Raw genomic sequence first — 17,133 nt, 5'->3', positions numbered from 1 at the left:
GACGCCGCCCCCGCGCGCGGATCCCCGGCCCCGTACGGGCCGGAGATTGCCACCCGGAAGGCCCTGAAGCCCGGCGCGGACCCGGGTGCTCCGGTCCGGCGCCCGGACCCGGAGGCCCTACTCCGCCGGAGTGGCCGACAGGGCGCCCGCCAGCAGCGGCGCGGTCAGCTCGATCTGCCAGGGCCGGGCGCCGTGCCCCGCGAGCGTCTCGGCGACCGCCTCCGGGCTCTGCTCGGCCGGCGGCTCCCAGCAGAGCCGGCGGACCGTGTCGGGGGTGATCAGGTTCTCCTGCGGGAGGTTCAGGCTCTCCGCGAGCGCGGTCACCGCCGCCCGCGCCGCCGACAGCCGCGTCGCGGCGGCCGGGTCCTTGTCCGCCCAGGAGCGGGGCGGCGGCGGTCCGGTCACGGCCTGTCCGGGCTGCGGCAGTTCCGCGTCGGGAAGCGCGCGGGCCCGGTCGACGGCGGCCTGCCACTGCTCCAGCTGCTTGCGGCCCATCCGGTGCCCGAAGCCCGGGAGGGCGGCCAGCGCCTGCGCGTTCTGCGGCAGGGCGAGGGCGGCCTCGACGATGGCGGTGTCGCTCAGCACCTTGCCGGGCGACACGTCACGGCGCTGAGCGATCCGGTCGCGGGCCGTCCACAGCTCCCGGACGACCGCCATCTGGCGGCGCCGCCGGACCTTGTGCATACCGGAGGTGCGGCGCCAGGGGTCCTTGCGCGGCGGCGGCGGGGGCGCGGCGGCGATGGCGCCGAACTCCTGGTGCGCCCAGCCGAGCTTGCCCTGCCGGTCGAGCTCCTCCTCCAGCGCGTCCCGCAGATCCACCAGCAGCTCGACGTCGAGCGCGGCGTACCGCAGCCAGGGCTCGGGGAGCGGGCGGGTCGACCAGTCGACGGCCGAGTGGCCCTTCTCCAGGGCGAAGCCGAGCACCTTCTCCACCATGGCGCCGAGGCCCACGCGGGCGAAGCCGGCGAGGCGCCCGGCCAGCTCGGTGTCGAACAGCCGGGCCGGCCGCATGCCTATCTCCCGCAGGCAGGGAAGGTCCTGGCTGGCGGCGTGCAGCACCCATTCGGTGTCGGCGAGGGCGTCGCCGAGCACGGAGAGGTCGGGGCAGCCGACCGGGTCGATCAGGGCGCTGCCGGCGCCCTCGCGGCGCAGCTGGACGAGGTAGGCGCGCTGGCCGTAGCGGTAGCCCGAGGCGCGCTCGGCGTCGACGGCGACGGGGCCGGTGCCCGCGGCGAAGGCGGCCGCCACCCGCTCCAGCTCTCCGGGGTCGGCCGTCACCGGGGGGATGCCCTCACGGGGATCCAGTAGCGGAACCGGCGCGCTGTGGACGGCAACATCCGGGGGAGCGCCCCCGGGAATGCGCAGTGTGCGGTCTTCTGCGGTCTCTTGGGCGTCGGTCACCGGACCAGGGTATCCATGAGTGGCCGACGCCCGCCGACGGAACGTTCCGTCGGCGGGCGTGAGCAGGCCGGGTGGCGGGGTGCGGAGGGGGGTCAGTGGATGATGCCGGTGCGCAGGGCGACGGCCACCATGCCGGCGCGGTCGCCGGTGCCCAGCTTGCGCGCGATCCGGGCGAGGTGGCTCTTGACGGTCAGGGCCGAGAGCCCCATGGACACGCCGATCGCCTTGTTGGACTGGCCCTCGGCGACGAGCCGGAGCACCTCGACCTCGCGGCCGGACAGTTCCCGGTAGCCGCCCGGGTGACCGGGGGCGCCCGGCGGGCGGCGGTGCATCCGGGCCGCCGCCGCGCCGACGGGCACGGCGCCGGGGCGCCCGGGGATGCCGAGGTTGGTGCGGGTGCCGGTGACGACGTAACCCTTGACGCCGCCGGCGAGGGCGTTGCGGACGGCGCCGATGTCGTCGGCGGCGGAGAGGGCGAGGCCGTTGGGCCAGCCCGCGGCGCGGGTCTCGGAGAGCAGGGTGAGACCGGAGCCGTCGGGGAGGTGGACGTCGGCGACGCAGATGTCGCGGGGGTTGGCGACCCGCGGGCGGGCCTCCGCGATCGAGGAGGCCTCGATGACGTCCCGGACTCCGAGCGCCCAGAGGTGACGGGTGACGGTGGAGCGGACACGGGGGTCGGCGACGACGACCATGGCCGTCGGCTTGTTCGGACGGTAGGCGACCAGGCTTGCGGGCTGCTCGAGAAGAACGGACACCAGGCCTCCTGCTGGGGGAGTGCGGGGGAAGGGCTCGATATGGGGGGTGAGCCGGGGGCTGCGTCCCGTGGGGGACACCTGGTCCTTCGGCAGCATTCGGGGGAGTCTTTAGCGAATGATCACGATTTAGTGAGTAACAATTCGGGCAATTCGGACGATTGCTCGATCGCGGGACGGCCCGGGAGCGGGCGCCCCGGGCGGTGTCCCGCACGGGACGTGCGGCGTTTCCGAGCCCTGTGCGCCGGGCCCTGTGTGGTGCCGGCCCTGTGCGCGCCGGGCCCGGAGAGGGCGCCGGCCGGGGCGGGGTGCGAGCCGGGGCGGCCGACGCGGCCGGGGTGCGGCAGGGGCACGGGAGACGAGGAGAGCGGAGCCGCCGGGGCGGCCCGGTGCGGTGCCGGGGTCCCCGGACGAGCGCTGCCCGGGTGCGCCGCCCGGGACAGCGGCCGGGCTTCGGCCGGGCGCGGCTCAGCGGGCGCGCGGGCCCCGGCGCTGCGGGAGGGTGACCACGGCCGCGTCCACGCCGCCCGTCGGGGGCAGGCCGCCGATCTGGCAGAGCAGCTCGCACCAGGCGGTGAGGTGCGCGGCCGTGTCCGGTACGCCCTCGCGGCCCTCGCGCGGGGTCCAGGAGGCGCGGATCTCGATCTGGGTGGCCGGGGGGCGGTCGCCGAGGCCGCCGAAGTAGTGCGAGCCCGCGAGGGTCACGGTCCCGCTCAGTTCCTCGTGGGCGACGCCCCGGGCCTCGAACGCGCCGGTCAGCCAGGACCAGCACACCTCGGGGAGCAGCGGGTCGCCGGCCATCTCCGGCTCCAGCTCCGCCCGGACCAGGGTCACCAGACGGAAGGTGCCCTGCCAGGCGTCGTGCCCGGCCGGGTCGTGCAGCAGGATCAGACGGCCGTCGGCGAGGTCCTCGTCCTCCTGGACGACCGCCGCCTCCAGCGCGTACGCGTGCGGGGCGAGCCGGGCCGGGGCGCGGGTCACCGCGACCTCCAGCTCGGGACGCAGGCGGGCGCCGCGCAGCCCTTCGACCGCGCTGAGGAACGCGGCCGGCGCCTCGTCCCCGCCCCCGTTGTCCGGACCGTCCGCAAGATGTCCCTGAGCCGCAGCCATGCCGGGAAGACTAGGCGGAACGGGCCCCGCAGCCACGGAGGACACCCGGGTGGGGGGAAAGGCGGGCGGGCGGATCCGCGCGGGTGCCCGCGTGCGAAGATTCGGGGGTGAGTGCCAACGACGTTCCCCAAGCTCTCCGCTCGGTCCGAGCGGGCGAGATCCCCTCCCGGACTCTCCGTTCCGCCGCAGCCGGGGAGGCCCGATGACGAGCCCGCAGCAGAGCGGCAGGACCGCCGGCTCGGCCTTTCTGCGGGCCTGCCGGCGCGAGCCGGTCCCGCACACCCCCGTCTGGTTCATGCGCCAGGCCGGGCGGTCGCTGCCGGAGTACCTCAAGGTCCGCGAGGGCATCGCGATGCTCGACTCCTGCATGCGGCCGGACCTGGTCACCGAGATCACCCTCCAGCCCGTCCGCCGGCACAAGGTCGACGCGGCCATCTACTTCAGCGACATCGTCGTGCCGCTCAAGGCCATCGGCATCGACCTCGACATCAAGCCGGGGGTCGGCCCGGTCGTCGAGCGGCCGGTCCGGACCCGCGCCGACCTGGAGCGGCTGCGCCCGCTGGAGCCGGACGACGTCAAGTACGTGACCGAGGCCGTCGGCATGCTCACCGGCGAACTCGGCGACACCCCGCTGATCGGCTTCGCCGGGGCCCCGTTCACGCTGGCGAGCTACCTCGTGGAGGGCGGCCCGTCCCGCAACCACGAGCACACCAAGGCGCTCATGTACGGCGACCCGGAGCTCTGGGCCGATCTGCTGGACCGGCTCGCGGACATCACCGCCGCCTTCCTCGACGTGCAGATCGAGGCGGGGGCCTCGGCCGTGCAGCTCTTCGACTCCTGGGTGGGCGCGCTCGCCCCCGCCGACTACCGGCGCTCGGTGATGCCCGCCTCCGCCAAGGTGTTCGACGCGGTCGCCCGGCACGGTGTGCCGCGGATCCACTTCGGTGTGGGCACCGGCGAACTGCTCGGGCTGATGGGCGAGGCCGGCGCCGACGTGGTGGGCGTCGACTGGCGGGTGCCGATGGACGAGGCCGCGCGGCGGGTCGGTCCCGGCAAGGCCCTGCAGGGCAACCTCGACCCGGCGGTGCTGTTCGCGCCGCGGGAGGTCGTGGAGACCAAGGCCGGCGAGGTGCTGGAGGCGGCGCGGGACCTGCCCGGCCACATCTTCAACCTCGGGCACGGAGTGCTGCCCTCGACCGACCCGGACGCGCTGACCCGGCTCGTCGAGTACGTCCACGGCCGGAGCGCCCGCTAGCACCGGAGCGCCCGTGCCGCGGGTACCGCCGCCGGCCGCGCCGGCGGGACCCGCGGCGCGTGGTCCGGCGGCGTCCCCGCTCACGGCGGGCCCGGGCCCAGCAGCGTGACGGCACCGTAGAGGCCCGAGGCCACGGCCGCGACGGCGCAGATCAGCGCCGCCCGCGCCGGCTGCTGCCGGGCCACCACCACGGCCGCCGGCAGCAGCAGCGGGAACGCGGGCATCATCAGCCGGGGCCGGGAGCCGAAGTAGCCGGAGCCGGCCAGCGAGACGGCGACGACGGCGAACGAGTACACCAGCAGCGGCAGCGGCTGGCGCTGCCGCACGCACAGCCGCAGCAGCCAGAACACCAGCGCGAGGGCAGCGCACAGGCCGAGCCCCGCAAGGGTGTTCGACCGCAGGGTCTCCGCGGTGAAGCCCGCCAGGGCCCGGCCGCCGTCGAAGCCGTTGCCCCACGCCTCCTGCACCGCGAAGTAGGCGAGCAGGTCGTCCCGGCGGGCCGCCACGTAGAGCACGTAGGAGAGCCAGCCCAGCGGGGCGAGCAGCAGGCCGAGCAGCATCGGCCGGTGCAGGCGGAGCAGCACGGCCGGCGGGATGCCGGCCCGCCAGTCGCGGACGAGGGCCACGCCCGCCGGGACGACGACGGCCGCGACGAGCGCCGCCGCCGTCGGGCGGGTCAGCCCCGCCAGCACGGCGAGGGCGCCCGCCGCCGGCCAGCGGCCGGTCAGCACCGCGTACAGGGACCAGGCGGCGAAGGCCGTGAACAGGGTCTCGGTGTAGGCCATCGACTGGACGAAGCCGGTCGGGTACGCGCCCCACAGCGCCGCCAGCACGACCCCGGTGGCCGGGCCGCGGAGCCGGGCGCCGACCGCGTAGATGCCCCAGGCGGCGGCGAGGGAGGCGAGCCAGCCGGCCAGCAGGCCGGAGGTGGCCGCTTCGAACGGGGTCAGGGCCGCCAGCACCCGCTCCAGGGCGGGCAGCAGCGGGAAGAAGGCGAGGTTGGAGTGGACGCCGTCGGGGGTCGCGATCTCGAAGCCGTAGCCGTGCTCGGCGATCCGCGTGTACCAGACGGCGTCCCAGCGTCTGCTGAGCAGGCCGAGGACGTCCCGGCCGGTGGCCACCGCCGGCACGGTGAGCAGCAGCAGACCGGTGAGCCGCACCGCCGCGTAGGCCAGGAGGGCCGGTGCGGCGTCCCGCAGCGCGGCCTCGGCGCGCTCGCGGAGGAGGAGGGCACCGGGGCGGGCGGCCGGTGGTGCGTGGGTGCGTTCGAGCATGGGGGCGATTATCACCGAGTGGCGGCACCCGCCGCGCCGGGAACCCGCGGGCCCGGAACTCCCGTGCGGGGAACGGGAGATCCCCGGACGCCGCGGGCGCCCGCCGGACGTCAGCGGGCCCGCACGTCGGCGGCCACGGCCCCCGTCGCCTTGCGGGCGGCCACCAGGACCGGGTCCCAGACCGGGGAGAACGGGGGCGCGTACCCCAGGTCGAGTGCCGTCATCTGCTCCACCGTCATGCCCGCGGTCAGCGCGACCGCCGCCACGTCGACCCGCTTGCCGGCTCCCTCGCGCCCGACGATCTGCACGCCGAGCAGCCGCCCCGTGCGCCGCTCGGCGAGCATCTTCACCGTCATGGGGCGGGCGCCGGGATAGTAGCCCGCCCGGCTGGTCGACTCGATGGTCACCGTGACGAAGTCCAGCCCGGCCTGCCGGGCCTGCGCCTCCAGCAGGCCGGTCCGGGCGATCTCCAGATCGCAGACCTTGCTGACCGCCGTGCCGACCACACCGGGGAAGGTGGCGTAGCCGCCGCCGACATTGCTGCCGATGACCTGCCCGTGCTTGTTGGCGTGGGTGCCGAGGGCGATGTGCCGGGTCCGGCCGGACAACAGATCGAGGACTTCCACGCAGTCCCCGCCGGCCCAGACGTTCTCCTCGCCGCGCACCCGCATCGCGAGGTCCGTCAGGAGCCCGCCGGACGCGCCGAGCGGCAGTCCCGCCTCCCGGGCCAGCCGCGTCTCGGGCCGGACGCCGAGGCCCAGGACGACGAGATCGGCCGGGTACTCCTCCTCCCGGGTGCGGACGCCGGCGGCCCGGCCGTCGTCCCCGGTGAGCACCTCCGTCACCTCGGCGCCGGTCACGGTGCGGATGCCGAGCCCGCACATCGCCTCGTGGACGATCCGCCCCATGTCCGGGTCGAGCGTCGACATGGGCTGTTCGGCCTGCTCCAGCACGGTGACCCGGCAGCCCCGGTTCACCAGGGCCTCGGCCATCTCCACGCCGATGTAGCCCGCGCCGACGACCACGGCGCGCAGCCCCTCGGCGTCCCTGCCGAGGGCCTCGTGCAGCGCCCGGCCGTCGTCGAGGTTCTGCACCCCGTGCACGCCGGGCGCGTCGATGCCGGGGATGTCCGGCCGCAGGGGGCGGGCACCGGTGGCGACGACCAGCTCGTCGTACCCTTCCCAGCGCTCGCCGCCCTCCCGGTCGCGGACCCGCACCCGCTGCGCCGCGGTGTCGATCGCGGTCACCTCGGTGTGCATCCGGAGGTCGATGCCGCGGGCCCGGTGCTCGGCGGCGGTCCGGGCCACCAGGGCGTCCGGGCCGTCGACCACGCCGCCGACCCAGTACGGGATGCCGCAGGCGGAGTACGAGGTGAAGGCGGACCGCTCGAAGGCGAGGATCTCCAGTTCGTCCGGGCGCTTCAGCCTGCGCGCCTGGGACGCGGCGGACATGCCGGCCGCGTCTCCGCCGATGATGAGCATCCGCCGCGCCGCCATACGGTGTCCTTTCGCCCGGGCTTCGCTTTCCCGCCCCCACGGTAGGACGGCTGCCCGGCGGGCGCCGGATGGATGCGGCCCGCCCGTGGGCCCCCGACTCCGTCCACGCGCGCCGGTGGCCGGGGTGTGCTGCCCTCCGGGGCCGGGTGTCCGTGTCCGGAGGAGCCGGTGGGGGGCGCCGGCCGGCTGTTCGCCGTGGACGGCGCCCCCTGCGCGGGTCTACTCCTCCGCGGCCCGGCCCGACGGCGCCGGTCCCGTGCCCGGTGCCGGAGCCGGGGCCGGGGACGCGGCCTCGGCCGCCGGCTCAGCCGGCTGAGCCGGCCCGCGCTGCCGGCCGGCGGCACGGCCCGGGAGCAGCCGCCCGGCCAGACGGATCAGCAGCAGGATCAGGGCCAGGGCCACCACGAACGGCAGGACGGCGCCCACCGCCACCGCCAGCCACCGCAGCGCCGTGGTGAAGGCGTGCCAGCCGCCCGCCAGGGCGTCGGGGAAGGAGGGCTCGTCCCCGGACTTCTCCGCCCGCTCCGTCTCGGTCAGCCTCAGCGTGACGGTGGCCATCGCCGTGCGGTCCTCCAGCGACGCCCGCTGGGCGAGCAGAGCCTCCAACTCGCTCTGCCGGGTGCTCAGTTCGCCCTCCAGCGTGACGATGTCGCTGAGCTTGTCCGCCCGGTCCATCAGCTCGCGCACCCGTGCGACGCTCGCGCGCTGCGACTTGACGCGGCTCTCGACGTCGACGACCTGGTCGGTGACGTCCTGCGCGTCGACCTTCCGTTCGAGGAGCTTGCCCGTGCCGGCCAGCTCCTCCAGCAGGCCCGTGTACTTCTCCTGAGGGACCCGCAGCACGAGACGCGACCGTTCGCGCCCGTCGGAGTCGCGGTCCGTCGTCTCGTCGCTGATGTAGCCGCCCGCGCTCTCCGCCGCCGTACGGGCCGTGTCGAGCGCGGACGGCACGTCCTTGACGCGGACGGTGAGGGTCGCCGTGCGGATGACGTGCGCGGGCACGGACGCGGGCGTCCGGCGCGTGTCCCCCGGCGAGGCCGGGCCGGCGGCGTCCTCCGTACCGCCCGGCTGTGCGGCGCGGTCCCCGGCCCCGGCCTCACCGGCGGCCGGGCCGTCCGCCGCGCTGCCGGCACCCCCGTCCCGCTGTGCCGCGGGGGCGTCCGCGGCCGACTTGCCGTCGGCCCCGCCACCGCTGCCGCAGCCGGCGGCGCCGAGCAGGGCCGTGAGCAGAACGGCCGCGGCCACCGCGGCGCGGGCCGGCCGGTGCCGCCGGTTCCTGCCGCGCCGGCCGCCTCCGGCGCGGCTTCCCGGGCTCTCCGGGCGCTCCGGGCGCTCCGGTATGTGCCGTATCGGATGTGTCATCGCTGGTCCCCCCAGGAGTGTTCGATGATGTCGCCCTTCTGACGGGGCGGGTGGTGGCCGGGTTGCCGGTCCGCGGTCCCGATGCGGTCACGGTGGGATACCGGGGAGATACCGGCGGGAAGCAGCGCGCGGCCGGGCGGGACGCGGGGGAGAGCGGAGAGCCGGGAGGGGCCCGGCGGTATCACGGCCGGTCCGGATACCCCCGGAGGGGCCATTGGACCCTGGCGCCCGCCGGGCCGGGCTCTGAGAGAGTGGGCGGCATGAGTGAGACGCACGCATCCGCAGGCCATGTCGTTGTCGTCGGGGGCGGTGTCTCCGGTCTGGCGGCCGCGCACCGGCTGCTCGCGGGCGGCGCCCGGGTGACGGTGCTCGAAGGGTCCCCGCGGGTCGGCGGAAAGCTGCTCGCCGGTGAACTCGCGGGCGTCCCCGTGGACTTCGGCGCGGAATCCATGCTCGCCCGGCGCCCGGAAGCCGTCGACCTGGCCCGCGCCGCGGGCCTGTCCGGCCGGCTCCAGCCGCCCGCCACCGCCTCGGCCACGCTCTGGACGCGGGGCGCGCTGCGCCCGATGCCCAAGGGGCACGTCATGGGCGTACCGGGTGACGCGGAGGCGCTGGCGGCCTCCGGGGTGATCTCGGAGGAGGGCCTGGCCCGGATCGCGCGCGAGCCGGAACTGCCGCCCGCCGTCATCGGCGAGGGCGAGGACGTGGCCGTCGGCGAGTACCTCGCGGACCGGCTCGGCCGCGAGGTCGTCGACCGGCTGGTCGAACCGCTGCTCGGCGGCGTCTACGCCGGCGACGCCTACCGCATCTCGCTGCGCGCGGCGGTACCGCAGCTGTACCGGCTGGCGCGCGAGGGCCGGTCGCTGACCGAGGGGGCGCGGGAGCTCCAGCGTCGCGCCGCCGGGCAGCCGGACCCGGGACCGGTCTTCATGGGCATCGACGGCGGCGTCGGCACGCTGCCCCCGGCCGTCGCCGAGGCCTGCCGTGCGGCGGGCGCGGAGGTCGCGACCGGGGCGTCCGTGACGGAGCTGCGGCGCACGGGCGCGGGCTGGCGGCTGGTCGTCGAGGGGCCGGGCGCCGAGAAGGCGGCGGTCGCGGCGGGCCGGCCCGGTGCGAGCGGCGCGTCCGGTGCGAGCGGCGCGTCCGGCGAGCCGCGGCCGTCCACCGGGGGCGGCGGGTCCGGCCCCGGGCGGGCGGTGATCGAGGCCGACGCCGTGGTGCTGGCCGTGCCCGCCCCCGTCGCCGGGCGGCTGCTCGCCGCCGAGGCCCCGGCCGCGGCCGCCGGGCTGGCGGCCGTCGAGTACGCGTCCATGGCCCTGGTGAGCATGGTGTTCCGCCGCGCCGACCTGACGCCGGTCCCCGAGGGCAGCGGTTTCCTGGTGCCGCCCGTGGACGGGCACACCATCAAGGCGGCCACCTTCGCCAGCCGGAAGTGGGGCTGGATCGACGCCGCCGCCCCCGACCTCTTCGTGATCCGCACCTCCGTCGGCCGCTTCGGCGAGGAGGCGGAGCTGAAACGGGACGACGAGGGCCTGGTCGAGGTGTCGCTCCGGGACCTGGGCGAGGCCGTCGGACTCCGTGCCCGCCCCGTCGCCACCCGCGTCACCCGCTGGACGGGCGGCCTGCCGCAGTACCCGGTGGGCCATCCGGACCGGGTCGCCCGCGTCCGCGAAGGGCTGGCGGGGATGCCGTCCCTGCGGCTCTGCGGGGCGGCCTACGACGGTGTGGGCATCCCGGCCTGCATCGCGAGCGCGCACGGCGCGGCCGGCGCCGTACTGGACACCCTGGCGCGGAGCGCCGGGAAAGACGGAGGACAATAAGGGCCATGACTGCTCCTGACAAGACCCCGAACGCCGGCAAGAAGGCCAAGGACCTCAACGAGGTCATCCGCTACACCCTCTGGTCGGTCTTCCGGCTGCGGGACGTGCTCCCGGAGGACCGCGGCGGCTACGCGGAGGAGGTGGACGAGCTCTTCGCCCAGCTCGCCGCGAAGGACGTCGTCGTGCGCGGCACCTACGACGTGTCCGGTCTGCGGGCCGACGCCGATCTCATGATCTGGTGGCACTCGGAGACGGCCGACGCCCTCCAGGAGGCGTACAACCTCTTCCGCCGGACGAAGCTCGGCCGCGCGCTGGAGCCCGTGTGGTCGAACATGGCGCTGCACCGCCCCGCCGAGTTCAACAAGTCGCACATCCCGGCGTTCCTGGCCGACGAGGAGCCGCGCCAGTACGTCAGCGTGTACCCCTTCGTGCGCAGCTACGACTGGTACCTGCTGCCGGACGAGGACCGCCGCAGGATGCTCGCCGACCACGGCAAGATGGCGCGCGGCTTCCCGGACGTCCGGGCCAACACCGTGCCCTCGTTCTCGCTCGGCGACTACGAGTGGCTCCTGGCCTTCGAGGCCGACGAGCTGTACCGGATCGTCGACCTCATGCGGCATCTGCGCGGCTCCGAGGCGCGGATGCACGTCCGCGAGGAGGTCCCCTTCTACACCGGGCGGCGGAAGGCGGTCTCCGAACTGGTGGCCGGGCTGGCCTGAGCCCGCCGGGCCCCCGTGAGCCCGGACAGCCGGCGGACTCCGCCGCGGAGCAGGACGGCGACCCGGTGGCGCAGCGGCGGGGCCGGGCGGGAGCGCTCGCGCCACCAGCGGCCGAGCCGCCGCCGCACCGCCGGTTCCAGGCGGGGCCCGGCCGGGCTCAGGACGTGCGCCGCGAAGTTCAGCGCGTCCTGCCGGTGGCCGCCGGTCAGCGGCCGGTTCCGGGCGTAGTCCTCGAACTCGGCGCGGAACCGGGGGCCCAGGATCTCCGGCAGCTCGGGCGCCACCCTGGCGATCACACCGGCCCGCTTCCGGACCAGCGCCCGGCTCTGCACGCCCAGCCGGCCCCGGTCGAAGCCGTCGGGCGCCGGGGTGCCGGCGACGAGGGAGGACAGCAGCGCCGTCTGCGCCAACGCCAGCCGCAGCCGCGCGGCCTCGGTCGTCGGCGGGTCGCTCCGGTCCGGTGCACCGGCGGTGGCGCCGGTCGCGGTGGTGGTGCTCGTCCCGATGGTGCCCGTTCCGGTGGCGGCGGGCTGCCCGGGCGCGGCCGGCGGGGCTCCGCAGGCCGGCCGTGCGCGTGCGTCGGCGGCCGCCGCGCCCGCCGCCACGGACGCGGCCAGGCCCGCCGCCTCCGCCGCCGCGGTGACGGTCTCGGCGGGCACCGCCGGGGCACCCCCGTCCCCGTCCGTGCCCGCGCCCCTGCCCGGGCCCGCCTCGGGCAGGGAGAGCGAGCCCCGTCCGGCCGGGGCGGCGCCGGCCGTGCGGGCCGCGCGTGCGCTCGTCACCACGGCCCGGATGGCGTCCAGTTCGGCCGCGAGTCCGTCCGGGCCCGGGAAGTCGTCGTCCCGCTCCAGCAGGACGCCCGGCGGGTCGGCCCGGGCGCACAGCTCGGCCAGGACGTCCAGCACGGGGCCGGTGACGGGGTGGGCGTGGCTGTCGTGCCAGACGCCGTCCCGTTCGACACCGCCCGCCACATGGACGTAGGCCAGCGCGTGGCACGGCAGGGCGTCGAGGACCGCGGACGGGTCCTCGCCCCGGTTGACGGCGTTGGTGTGCAGATTGGCGACGTCGATCAGCAGCCCCACCCCCGTGCGCTCCACCAGTTCGGCGAGGAACTGCCCCTCCGTCAGCTCCTCGCCGGGCCAGGAGATCAGCGCGGCGATGTTCTCCAGCGCCAGCGGCACCGGCAGCGCGTCCTGCGCGATCCGGACGTTCGCGCAGAGGACGTCCAGGGCGTCCCGGGTGCGCGGCACCGGCAGCAGGTGGCCGGCCTCCAGCCGGGGTGAGGCAGTGAGCGGGCCGCCCGCGCGGACGAAGGCGATGTGCTCCGTGACGAGCGGGGCGCCCAGGGCCCCGGCGCGCTCGGCGAGCGCGGCGAGCCGGGCGGGATCGGGCGGTTCGGGACCGCCGAGGCCGAGTGAGACCCCGTGCGGGACGATCGTCGTGCCGCGCTCGCGCAGCCGGAGCAGCGCGTCGGGGAGATGGCCGGGGCAGATGTTCTCCGCCACTACCTCGACCCAGTCCAGGCCCGGCAACTCCTCGACGTGGCCGGCGATCTCGGGCCGCCAGCCGATGCCCGTCCCCAGGTGTGCCATGGTCCGGCGGCCCCCCTCGTCCGTGTACCGGTTTCTCCGTGGACCGGTCCTCTCCGGGAGACATGGCCTCCGCGGGGTCCGCCGAACCGCGCGGGGGCCGGTTCCAGAGGTTGATTTGAGCTACCGCCGCGGGGCGGGGTGCGGGAGGCGGGGGAGTGGGCGGAGGAGTGGTCTGGTGGGGGGTGGGACCACCCCTCCGCCCCGGCACCGGGGTCGGCCGCCCCGGCGGACCGCGGTGCCCGTCGTGGCCCGTCGGCCCGTTACGGGGCGGAGCCGGCCGGTGCGCCGGCGCCGGGGGCGGGCTGGTCGGCCGTGGGCGTCGCGGTGGGCTGCCCCGGGTCGTCCGCCGGCGCGGTGGTCTCCGGCACGGCGGACGGCAGGGACGTGGCGCCGGGAGGCGTGACGACCGGCACCGGCGAGCCGATGACCGACGAGGTCGACGGGGGCGGCGGCGGGGGAGCCGGCTTCTCCGTGGCGGCCGCGGCCTCCTCGGCGGCGATGGTGTCGAAGTCGACCATGCCGGTGTTCTCCAGCATGGTGATGTGGTCGAGCACGGTGATGTTGGCCGCGTCCGCCAGGTCGCGGATCAGCTCGTTGCGGGTGGTGTGCCGCACCTTGCCGATGAGCCCGAAGACCTTGCCGTGGGCCGTCCGCAGGATGTTGGCGAACTTCCGCTGGTAGTCCTCGCCCTGGGCGTCGGTCATCTCCCTGAGCCAGCCCTTTTGCTGGTCGGTCGGCTCGTTCGGCAGCTCCACGCCGAGCTTGGCGGCGATGTCCCGGGCCCGCCGGTCCAGGTCCGCGTGGCCGACGACGAGATGGTCGCCGGCGTCGCGGATGGCCTGGTTGGGCGCCCGCTCCATGGCCTGCCGGCCGGCGGGCAGCTCCCACAGACCGGCGAGCCTCACCTTCACCAGGAAGTCCCGGTCGACGGCCGACAGCGGCCCCCACTTGGTGGACACGGTCTGTGACTGGAGGTTCGCGAGACCGGTGCCGGACCGGTCCTCGTAACTCCAGATCGGATAGATCAGCGCACCGATGGTCGCGGCGATCGCCACGAGGATGGCGGCGGTTCCGTTGATGCGTCGCAAAGTATCTCCTGCCATGGCGGCGCACTCGCAGGGAGCGAGGAGCGGGGCCGGCCCGCCGCGCCGTCATGAGGAGCGGCGTGGCGTGCCGGACCAGCGTGGACTGAGCGGTTGGTCAAGCCGGTTGGTCTGCCGCCGGCCGGGCGGTGCCCGGTCCGGTGGCGTCGGGGATCGATACGTACGGGAGGCGGGAGGTGTTCAAAGCGGTGATCGATCCGCTCCGGATGTTCACGACCGGGGCCCTGCCGCTCCGGATGTGCACGACCGGGTACGCCCGGCCCGGCCCGGGCTCGGGGACCGTCCGGCGTGCCCCCGGCGGCTCCGGGCCCCTGCCCCGGCCTCCGCACGGGCCCGCGTGCGCTCCAGCGCGCGGGCTCCGCTCAGCGCCCCGTGAGCGCCGGGTGTTCCGCGACGACCGTGCAGGAACCGGGGGCGATCTCCGTGAAGCCCGCGTCCCGCACCACCGGCAGCCCGCTCCGCGTGAGGGCCGCCCAGCGCGCCGGCTCCGCGGTCCGTACGGCGAGCGGGAAACCGTCCGCGCGCCATGCCGAACGCTCGGCGGGCGGCAGGCTCAGCCAGGCCAGCTGGGCGCCGTGTCCCGCCTGTGCCATCGCCTTGCCCGCCGACATCTCCAGCTCCGGGCTGAGCCACAGCACGGGCCGTCCGGGCGGCGGGGCGGCCGGCGGTGCCGGGTCGTCCAGCTCCGTGCCGGACACCTGGAGTTTCGCCAGCTCCTTCGGCCAGCCGTCGACCGGGACCGGCGGGTACACCCGCACCTCGGCCGAGCCGCCGGTGACGGTGATGCCCGGCAGGGCCGCCGCGCGCCGCCACTCCGCGCCGCGCGCCCTGCGCACCACCTTGCGGATCCGGGCGTCCTGCCAGTCGCGCACGGCCCGGTACCACGCGCCGTGCGGGTCCGCCGCCCGCTCGTCCGACAGCAGCACGAGCACCGCCCGGGCTGCGGTCTCCAGCGCGTCCGTGCGGGACGGCGGGGCGGCCTTCTCGATACGGGCCACCAGGGGCAGCACGAACTGCGGTGCGGCGTCGCGGTCCGCGGCCCCGGGCCGGAACGCGGCGGTGTCCGGGTGGCTGCGGCCGGCCTCGCTCCCGGTGTCGGTGCCGGTGTGGATGTCGGCGTCGGCGTCGGCGGAGGTCATCCGGCCAGTCTGCCAGCCCGCGCGGCACGTGCCCGCGGGCGCCTCCTTGGCGGAATGATGCATTCCGGGACAGCATTGCCCCATGCGCAGCGATCTCTTCGCCTCCGAGAACATGGTTCAGCCACCCACCGCGCCGGGCATGGTGCTCCAGAACCCCAAGGCGGTCAAATATGTGGTGAACGGCGAGTGCTATGCCCGCCAGGGCTCGATGATCGCCTTCCGCGGCAATCTCCGGTTCGAGAAGCAGGGCCAGGGCGTGGGGAACTTCCTCAAACGCGCCGTCACGGGGGAGGGGCTGGCCCTGATGGCCGTCCGCGGCCAGGGCGAGGCGTGGTTCGCCCACGAGGCGGCCAACTGCTTCATCATCGACTTCGTCCCCGGCGACACCCTCACCGTCAACGGCCGCAACGTCCTCTGCTTCGACGCCGGGCTGGGCTACGAGATCAAGGTCGTCAAGGGCGCGGGGATGGCCGGGGGCGGACTGTTCAACAGCGTCTTCAGCGGCCAGGGCCGGCTCGCGGTGGTCTGCGAGGGCGATCCGATCGTCATCCCCGTCTCGCCGCAGGCCCCGGTCTTCGTGGACACCGACGCGGTCGTCGGCTGGAGCGCGCACCTCGCGTCCTCCCTGCACCGCTCGCAGAGCGTCGGCTCGATGATCCGCGGCGGCTCGGGCGAGGCGGTGCAACTCCGGCTGGAGGGCGACGGGTTCGTCATCGTCCGGCCGAGCGAGGCGAAGCCGGTGCCCGCGTCGAACTGACGCGCGGCGGCCGGGAGGGAGCGGGCCGCGTACGGCCGGACGCCCGTGCGGGCCGCGGCCCGGAGCGGGCGGGCGGGCGTCAGGTCGGGGAAACTCCCGGACGGCGGGGCGGCCGCGGCGGTTCCGGGGCCGTGCCACCGCCGGCTGCCGCCGGAAGGGGGCTACGCCTCCGCCAGCGGTCCGGCGTCCCGGGCGAGCGCCGTGAGCCGGGAGATCGCCCGGAAGTACTTCTTGCGGTAGCCGCCCTTGAGCATGTCCTCGCCGAACAGCTGGTCGAAGGGCACGCCCGAGGCCAGCACCGGTATCTCGCGGTCGTACAGCCGGTCCGCCAGAACGACCAGGCGCAGGGCCGTGGACTGGTCCGGCACCGGCCGCACCCCGGTCAGGCAGACGGCGCGGAGCCCGTCGGTGAGCGCGCCGTAGCGGCTGGGGTGGATCCGGGAGAGGTGTTCCAGCAGAGCGGGGAAGGCGTCGAGCGAGGCGCCCGGGGTGCGGTGCGCGGCCCGCTCGACCACCTCGCCCGCGAAGGGCGGCGGAGCCTCGGGCAGACCGCGGTGACGGTAGTCCTCGCCGTCGATCCGCAGCGGCCGGAAGTGCGCCGAGAGGCCCTGGATCTCGCGGAGGAAGTCCTGGGCGGCGAACCGGCCCTCGCCGAGCTTGCCCGGCAGGGTGTTCGAGGTGGCGGCGAGCCCGACCCCGGCGTCCACCAGCTTGCCGAGCAGCGTGGACACGAGCACGGTGTCGCCCGGGTCGTCCAGCTCGAATTCGTCGATGCACAGCAGCCGGTGGTCGCCGAGCGTCCGCACGGTCTGCTGGAAGCCCAGCGCGCCGACCAGATGGGTCAGCTCCACGAAGGTGCCGAACGCCTTCAGCTCCGGCGGGGCGGGCGTGGCGTGCCACAGCGAGGCGAGCAGATGGGTCTTGCCGACGCCGTAGCCGCCGTCGAGGTACACCCCGCGCGGGCCCGCCGGCGCGGCCGGCTTCCGGGCGAACCAGCGGCGCTTCCCGCCGCCCGCGGCGGTGCCGGAGCCGAGTCCGGCGGCGAAACCGCTCAGCACCTCGACGGCCTCCGCCTGGCTGGGCTGCGCCGGGTCCGGGAGGTAGGTCTCGAAGCGGGCGTCCCGGAAGCGGGGCGGCGGCACCATCTCCGCGACCAGGCGCTCGGCGGGCACCTGCGGCTCACGGGCGCAGAGCGACAGCGGAGTCCCCGTGACGTCGGTCATCGGGCTCGGGGCGGCGGAGGAAGAGTGCACAGCACCCCAGCCTATCCGGACATCCGTCCGGTCGCGGACCGTGATCCCGCGCACACCGGCCGCCGGGGCAGCCGTCCGGCGGGCCGGTCCGGCGCGGCCC

The 17,133-nt window shown here is 76.0% G+C and carries 14 protein-coding genes; 4 read left to right on the top strand and 10 right to left on the bottom strand.

Going from position 1 to position 17,133, the window contains the following annotated elements; all coding sequences use genetic code 11:
- Positions 1 to 117: 117 nt before the first annotated feature.
- The 3 genes from LIX60_RS06400 to LIX60_RS06390 form a co-directional block, all read right to left on the bottom strand.
- Positions 118 to 1,401 (bottom strand): ribonuclease D, encoded by a 1,284-nt coding sequence (locus LIX60_RS06400; protein ID WP_227957585.1) that lies wholly within the window; start codon positions 1,399 to 1,401, stop codon positions 118 to 120.
- Positions 1,402 to 1,493: 92 nt separating this feature from the next.
- Positions 1,494 to 2,156, bottom strand: coding sequence for a response regulator transcription factor (locus LIX60_RS06395; RefSeq protein ID WP_030544346.1), 663 nt, complete (start codon positions 2,154 to 2,156; stop codon positions 1,494 to 1,496).
- Positions 2,157 to 2,621: 465 nt separating this feature from the next.
- On the bottom strand, positions 2,622 to 3,263 hold the full coding sequence (locus LIX60_RS06390) for a DUF3000 domain-containing protein (protein WP_095756716.1): 642 nt from the start codon (positions 3,261 to 3,263) through the stop codon (positions 2,622 to 2,624).
- A 202-nt stretch (positions 3,264 to 3,465) separates the two neighbouring features.
- On the opposite strand from LIX60_RS06390, the gene hemE reads away from it, so the two are divergent.
- The gene (hemE, locus tag LIX60_RS06385) at positions 3,466 to 4,518 is read left to right on the top strand and encodes a uroporphyrinogen decarboxylase (protein WP_227957584.1); all 1,053 of its coding nucleotides are present in this window, start codon (positions 3,466 to 3,468) and stop codon (positions 4,516 to 4,518) included.
- 80 nt (positions 4,519 to 4,598) lie between these two features.
- Here hemE and LIX60_RS06380 read toward each other — a convergent pair whose 3' ends face one another.
- From LIX60_RS06380 to LIX60_RS06370, 3 genes are all read right to left on the bottom strand, one after another.
- Entirely contained in the window at positions 4,599 to 5,792 is a 1,194-nt protein-coding gene (locus tag LIX60_RS06380) for a hypothetical protein (protein WP_227957583.1), read from the bottom strand.
- 110 nt (positions 5,793 to 5,902) lie between these two features.
- Positions 5,903 to 7,288, bottom strand: a complete 1,386-nt coding sequence (locus tag LIX60_RS06375; protein WP_227957582.1) for an FAD-dependent oxidoreductase — start codon at positions 7,286 to 7,288, stop codon at positions 5,903 to 5,905.
- 219 nt (positions 7,289 to 7,507) lie between these two features.
- The gene (locus LIX60_RS06370) at positions 7,508 to 8,650 is read right to left on the bottom strand and encodes a DUF4349 domain-containing protein (RefSeq protein ID WP_227957581.1); all 1,143 of its coding nucleotides are present in this window, start codon (positions 8,648 to 8,650) and stop codon (positions 7,508 to 7,510) included.
- Positions 8,651 to 8,910: 260 nt separating this feature from the next.
- Between LIX60_RS06370 and hemG the strand changes: the two genes are divergently transcribed.
- Together hemG and hemQ are read left to right on the top strand one after the other, a co-directional pair.
- Positions 8,911 to 10,470, top strand: a complete 1,560-nt coding sequence (gene hemG / locus LIX60_RS06365; protein WP_227957580.1) for a protoporphyrinogen oxidase — start codon at positions 8,911 to 8,913, stop codon at positions 10,468 to 10,470.
- 5 nt (positions 10,471 to 10,475) lie between these two features.
- Positions 10,476 to 11,189: a hydrogen peroxide-dependent heme synthase gene (gene hemQ / locus LIX60_RS06360; protein WP_019706350.1), complete on the top strand. Its 714-nt coding sequence runs from the start codon at positions 10,476 to 10,478 to the stop codon at positions 11,187 to 11,189.
- Here hemQ and LIX60_RS06355 read toward each other — a convergent pair.
- The 3 genes from LIX60_RS06355 to LIX60_RS06345 all read right to left on the bottom strand — a co-directional run bounded on the left by LIX60_RS06355 (position 11,138) and on the right by LIX60_RS06345 (position 15,023).
- On the bottom strand, positions 11,138 to 12,781 hold the full coding sequence (locus LIX60_RS06355; RefSeq protein ID WP_227957579.1) for a DUF692 domain-containing protein: 1,644 nt from the start codon (positions 12,779 to 12,781) through the stop codon (positions 11,138 to 11,140). The genes hemQ and LIX60_RS06355 overlap by 52 nt on opposite strands.
- A gap of 260 nt (positions 12,782 to 13,041) precedes the next feature.
- Positions 13,042 to 13,869 carry a DUF4142 domain-containing protein gene (locus LIX60_RS06350; RefSeq protein ID WP_227957578.1) on the bottom strand — a complete coding sequence of 276 codons (828 nt, stop codon included), beginning with the start codon at positions 13,867 to 13,869 and terminating at the stop codon, positions 13,042 to 13,044.
- A gap of 377 nt (positions 13,870 to 14,246) precedes the next feature.
- Complete coding sequence (locus LIX60_RS06345) at positions 14,247 to 15,023, bottom strand: aminoacyl-tRNA hydrolase (protein ID WP_227957577.1); 777 nt, start codon at positions 15,021 to 15,023, stop codon at positions 14,247 to 14,249.
- A gap of 82 nt (positions 15,024 to 15,105) precedes the next feature.
- Between LIX60_RS06345 and LIX60_RS06340 the strand changes: the two genes are divergently transcribed.
- Complete coding sequence (locus LIX60_RS06340) at positions 15,106 to 15,780, top strand: AIM24 family protein (protein ID WP_227957576.1); 675 nt, start codon at positions 15,106 to 15,108, stop codon at positions 15,778 to 15,780.
- Positions 15,781 to 15,941: 161 nt separating this feature from the next.
- On the opposite strand, the gene zapE is transcribed toward LIX60_RS06340, so the two are convergent.
- The gene (gene zapE, locus LIX60_RS06335; protein WP_265585170.1) at positions 15,942 to 17,003 is read right to left on the bottom strand and encodes a cell division protein ZapE; all 1,062 of its coding nucleotides are present in this window, start codon (positions 17,001 to 17,003) and stop codon (positions 15,942 to 15,944) included.
- Between the last annotated feature and the right edge of the window lie 130 nt (positions 17,004 to 17,133).

Source organism: Streptomyces sp. S07_1.15, assembly GCF_020739505.1.
GTDB lineage: Bacteria > Actinomycetota > Actinomycetes > Streptomycetales > Streptomycetaceae > Streptomyces > Streptomyces xinghaiensis.
Note: the sequence above shows the minus strand (reverse complement) of the source record. Positions and strands in the feature narration are given on the sequence as shown.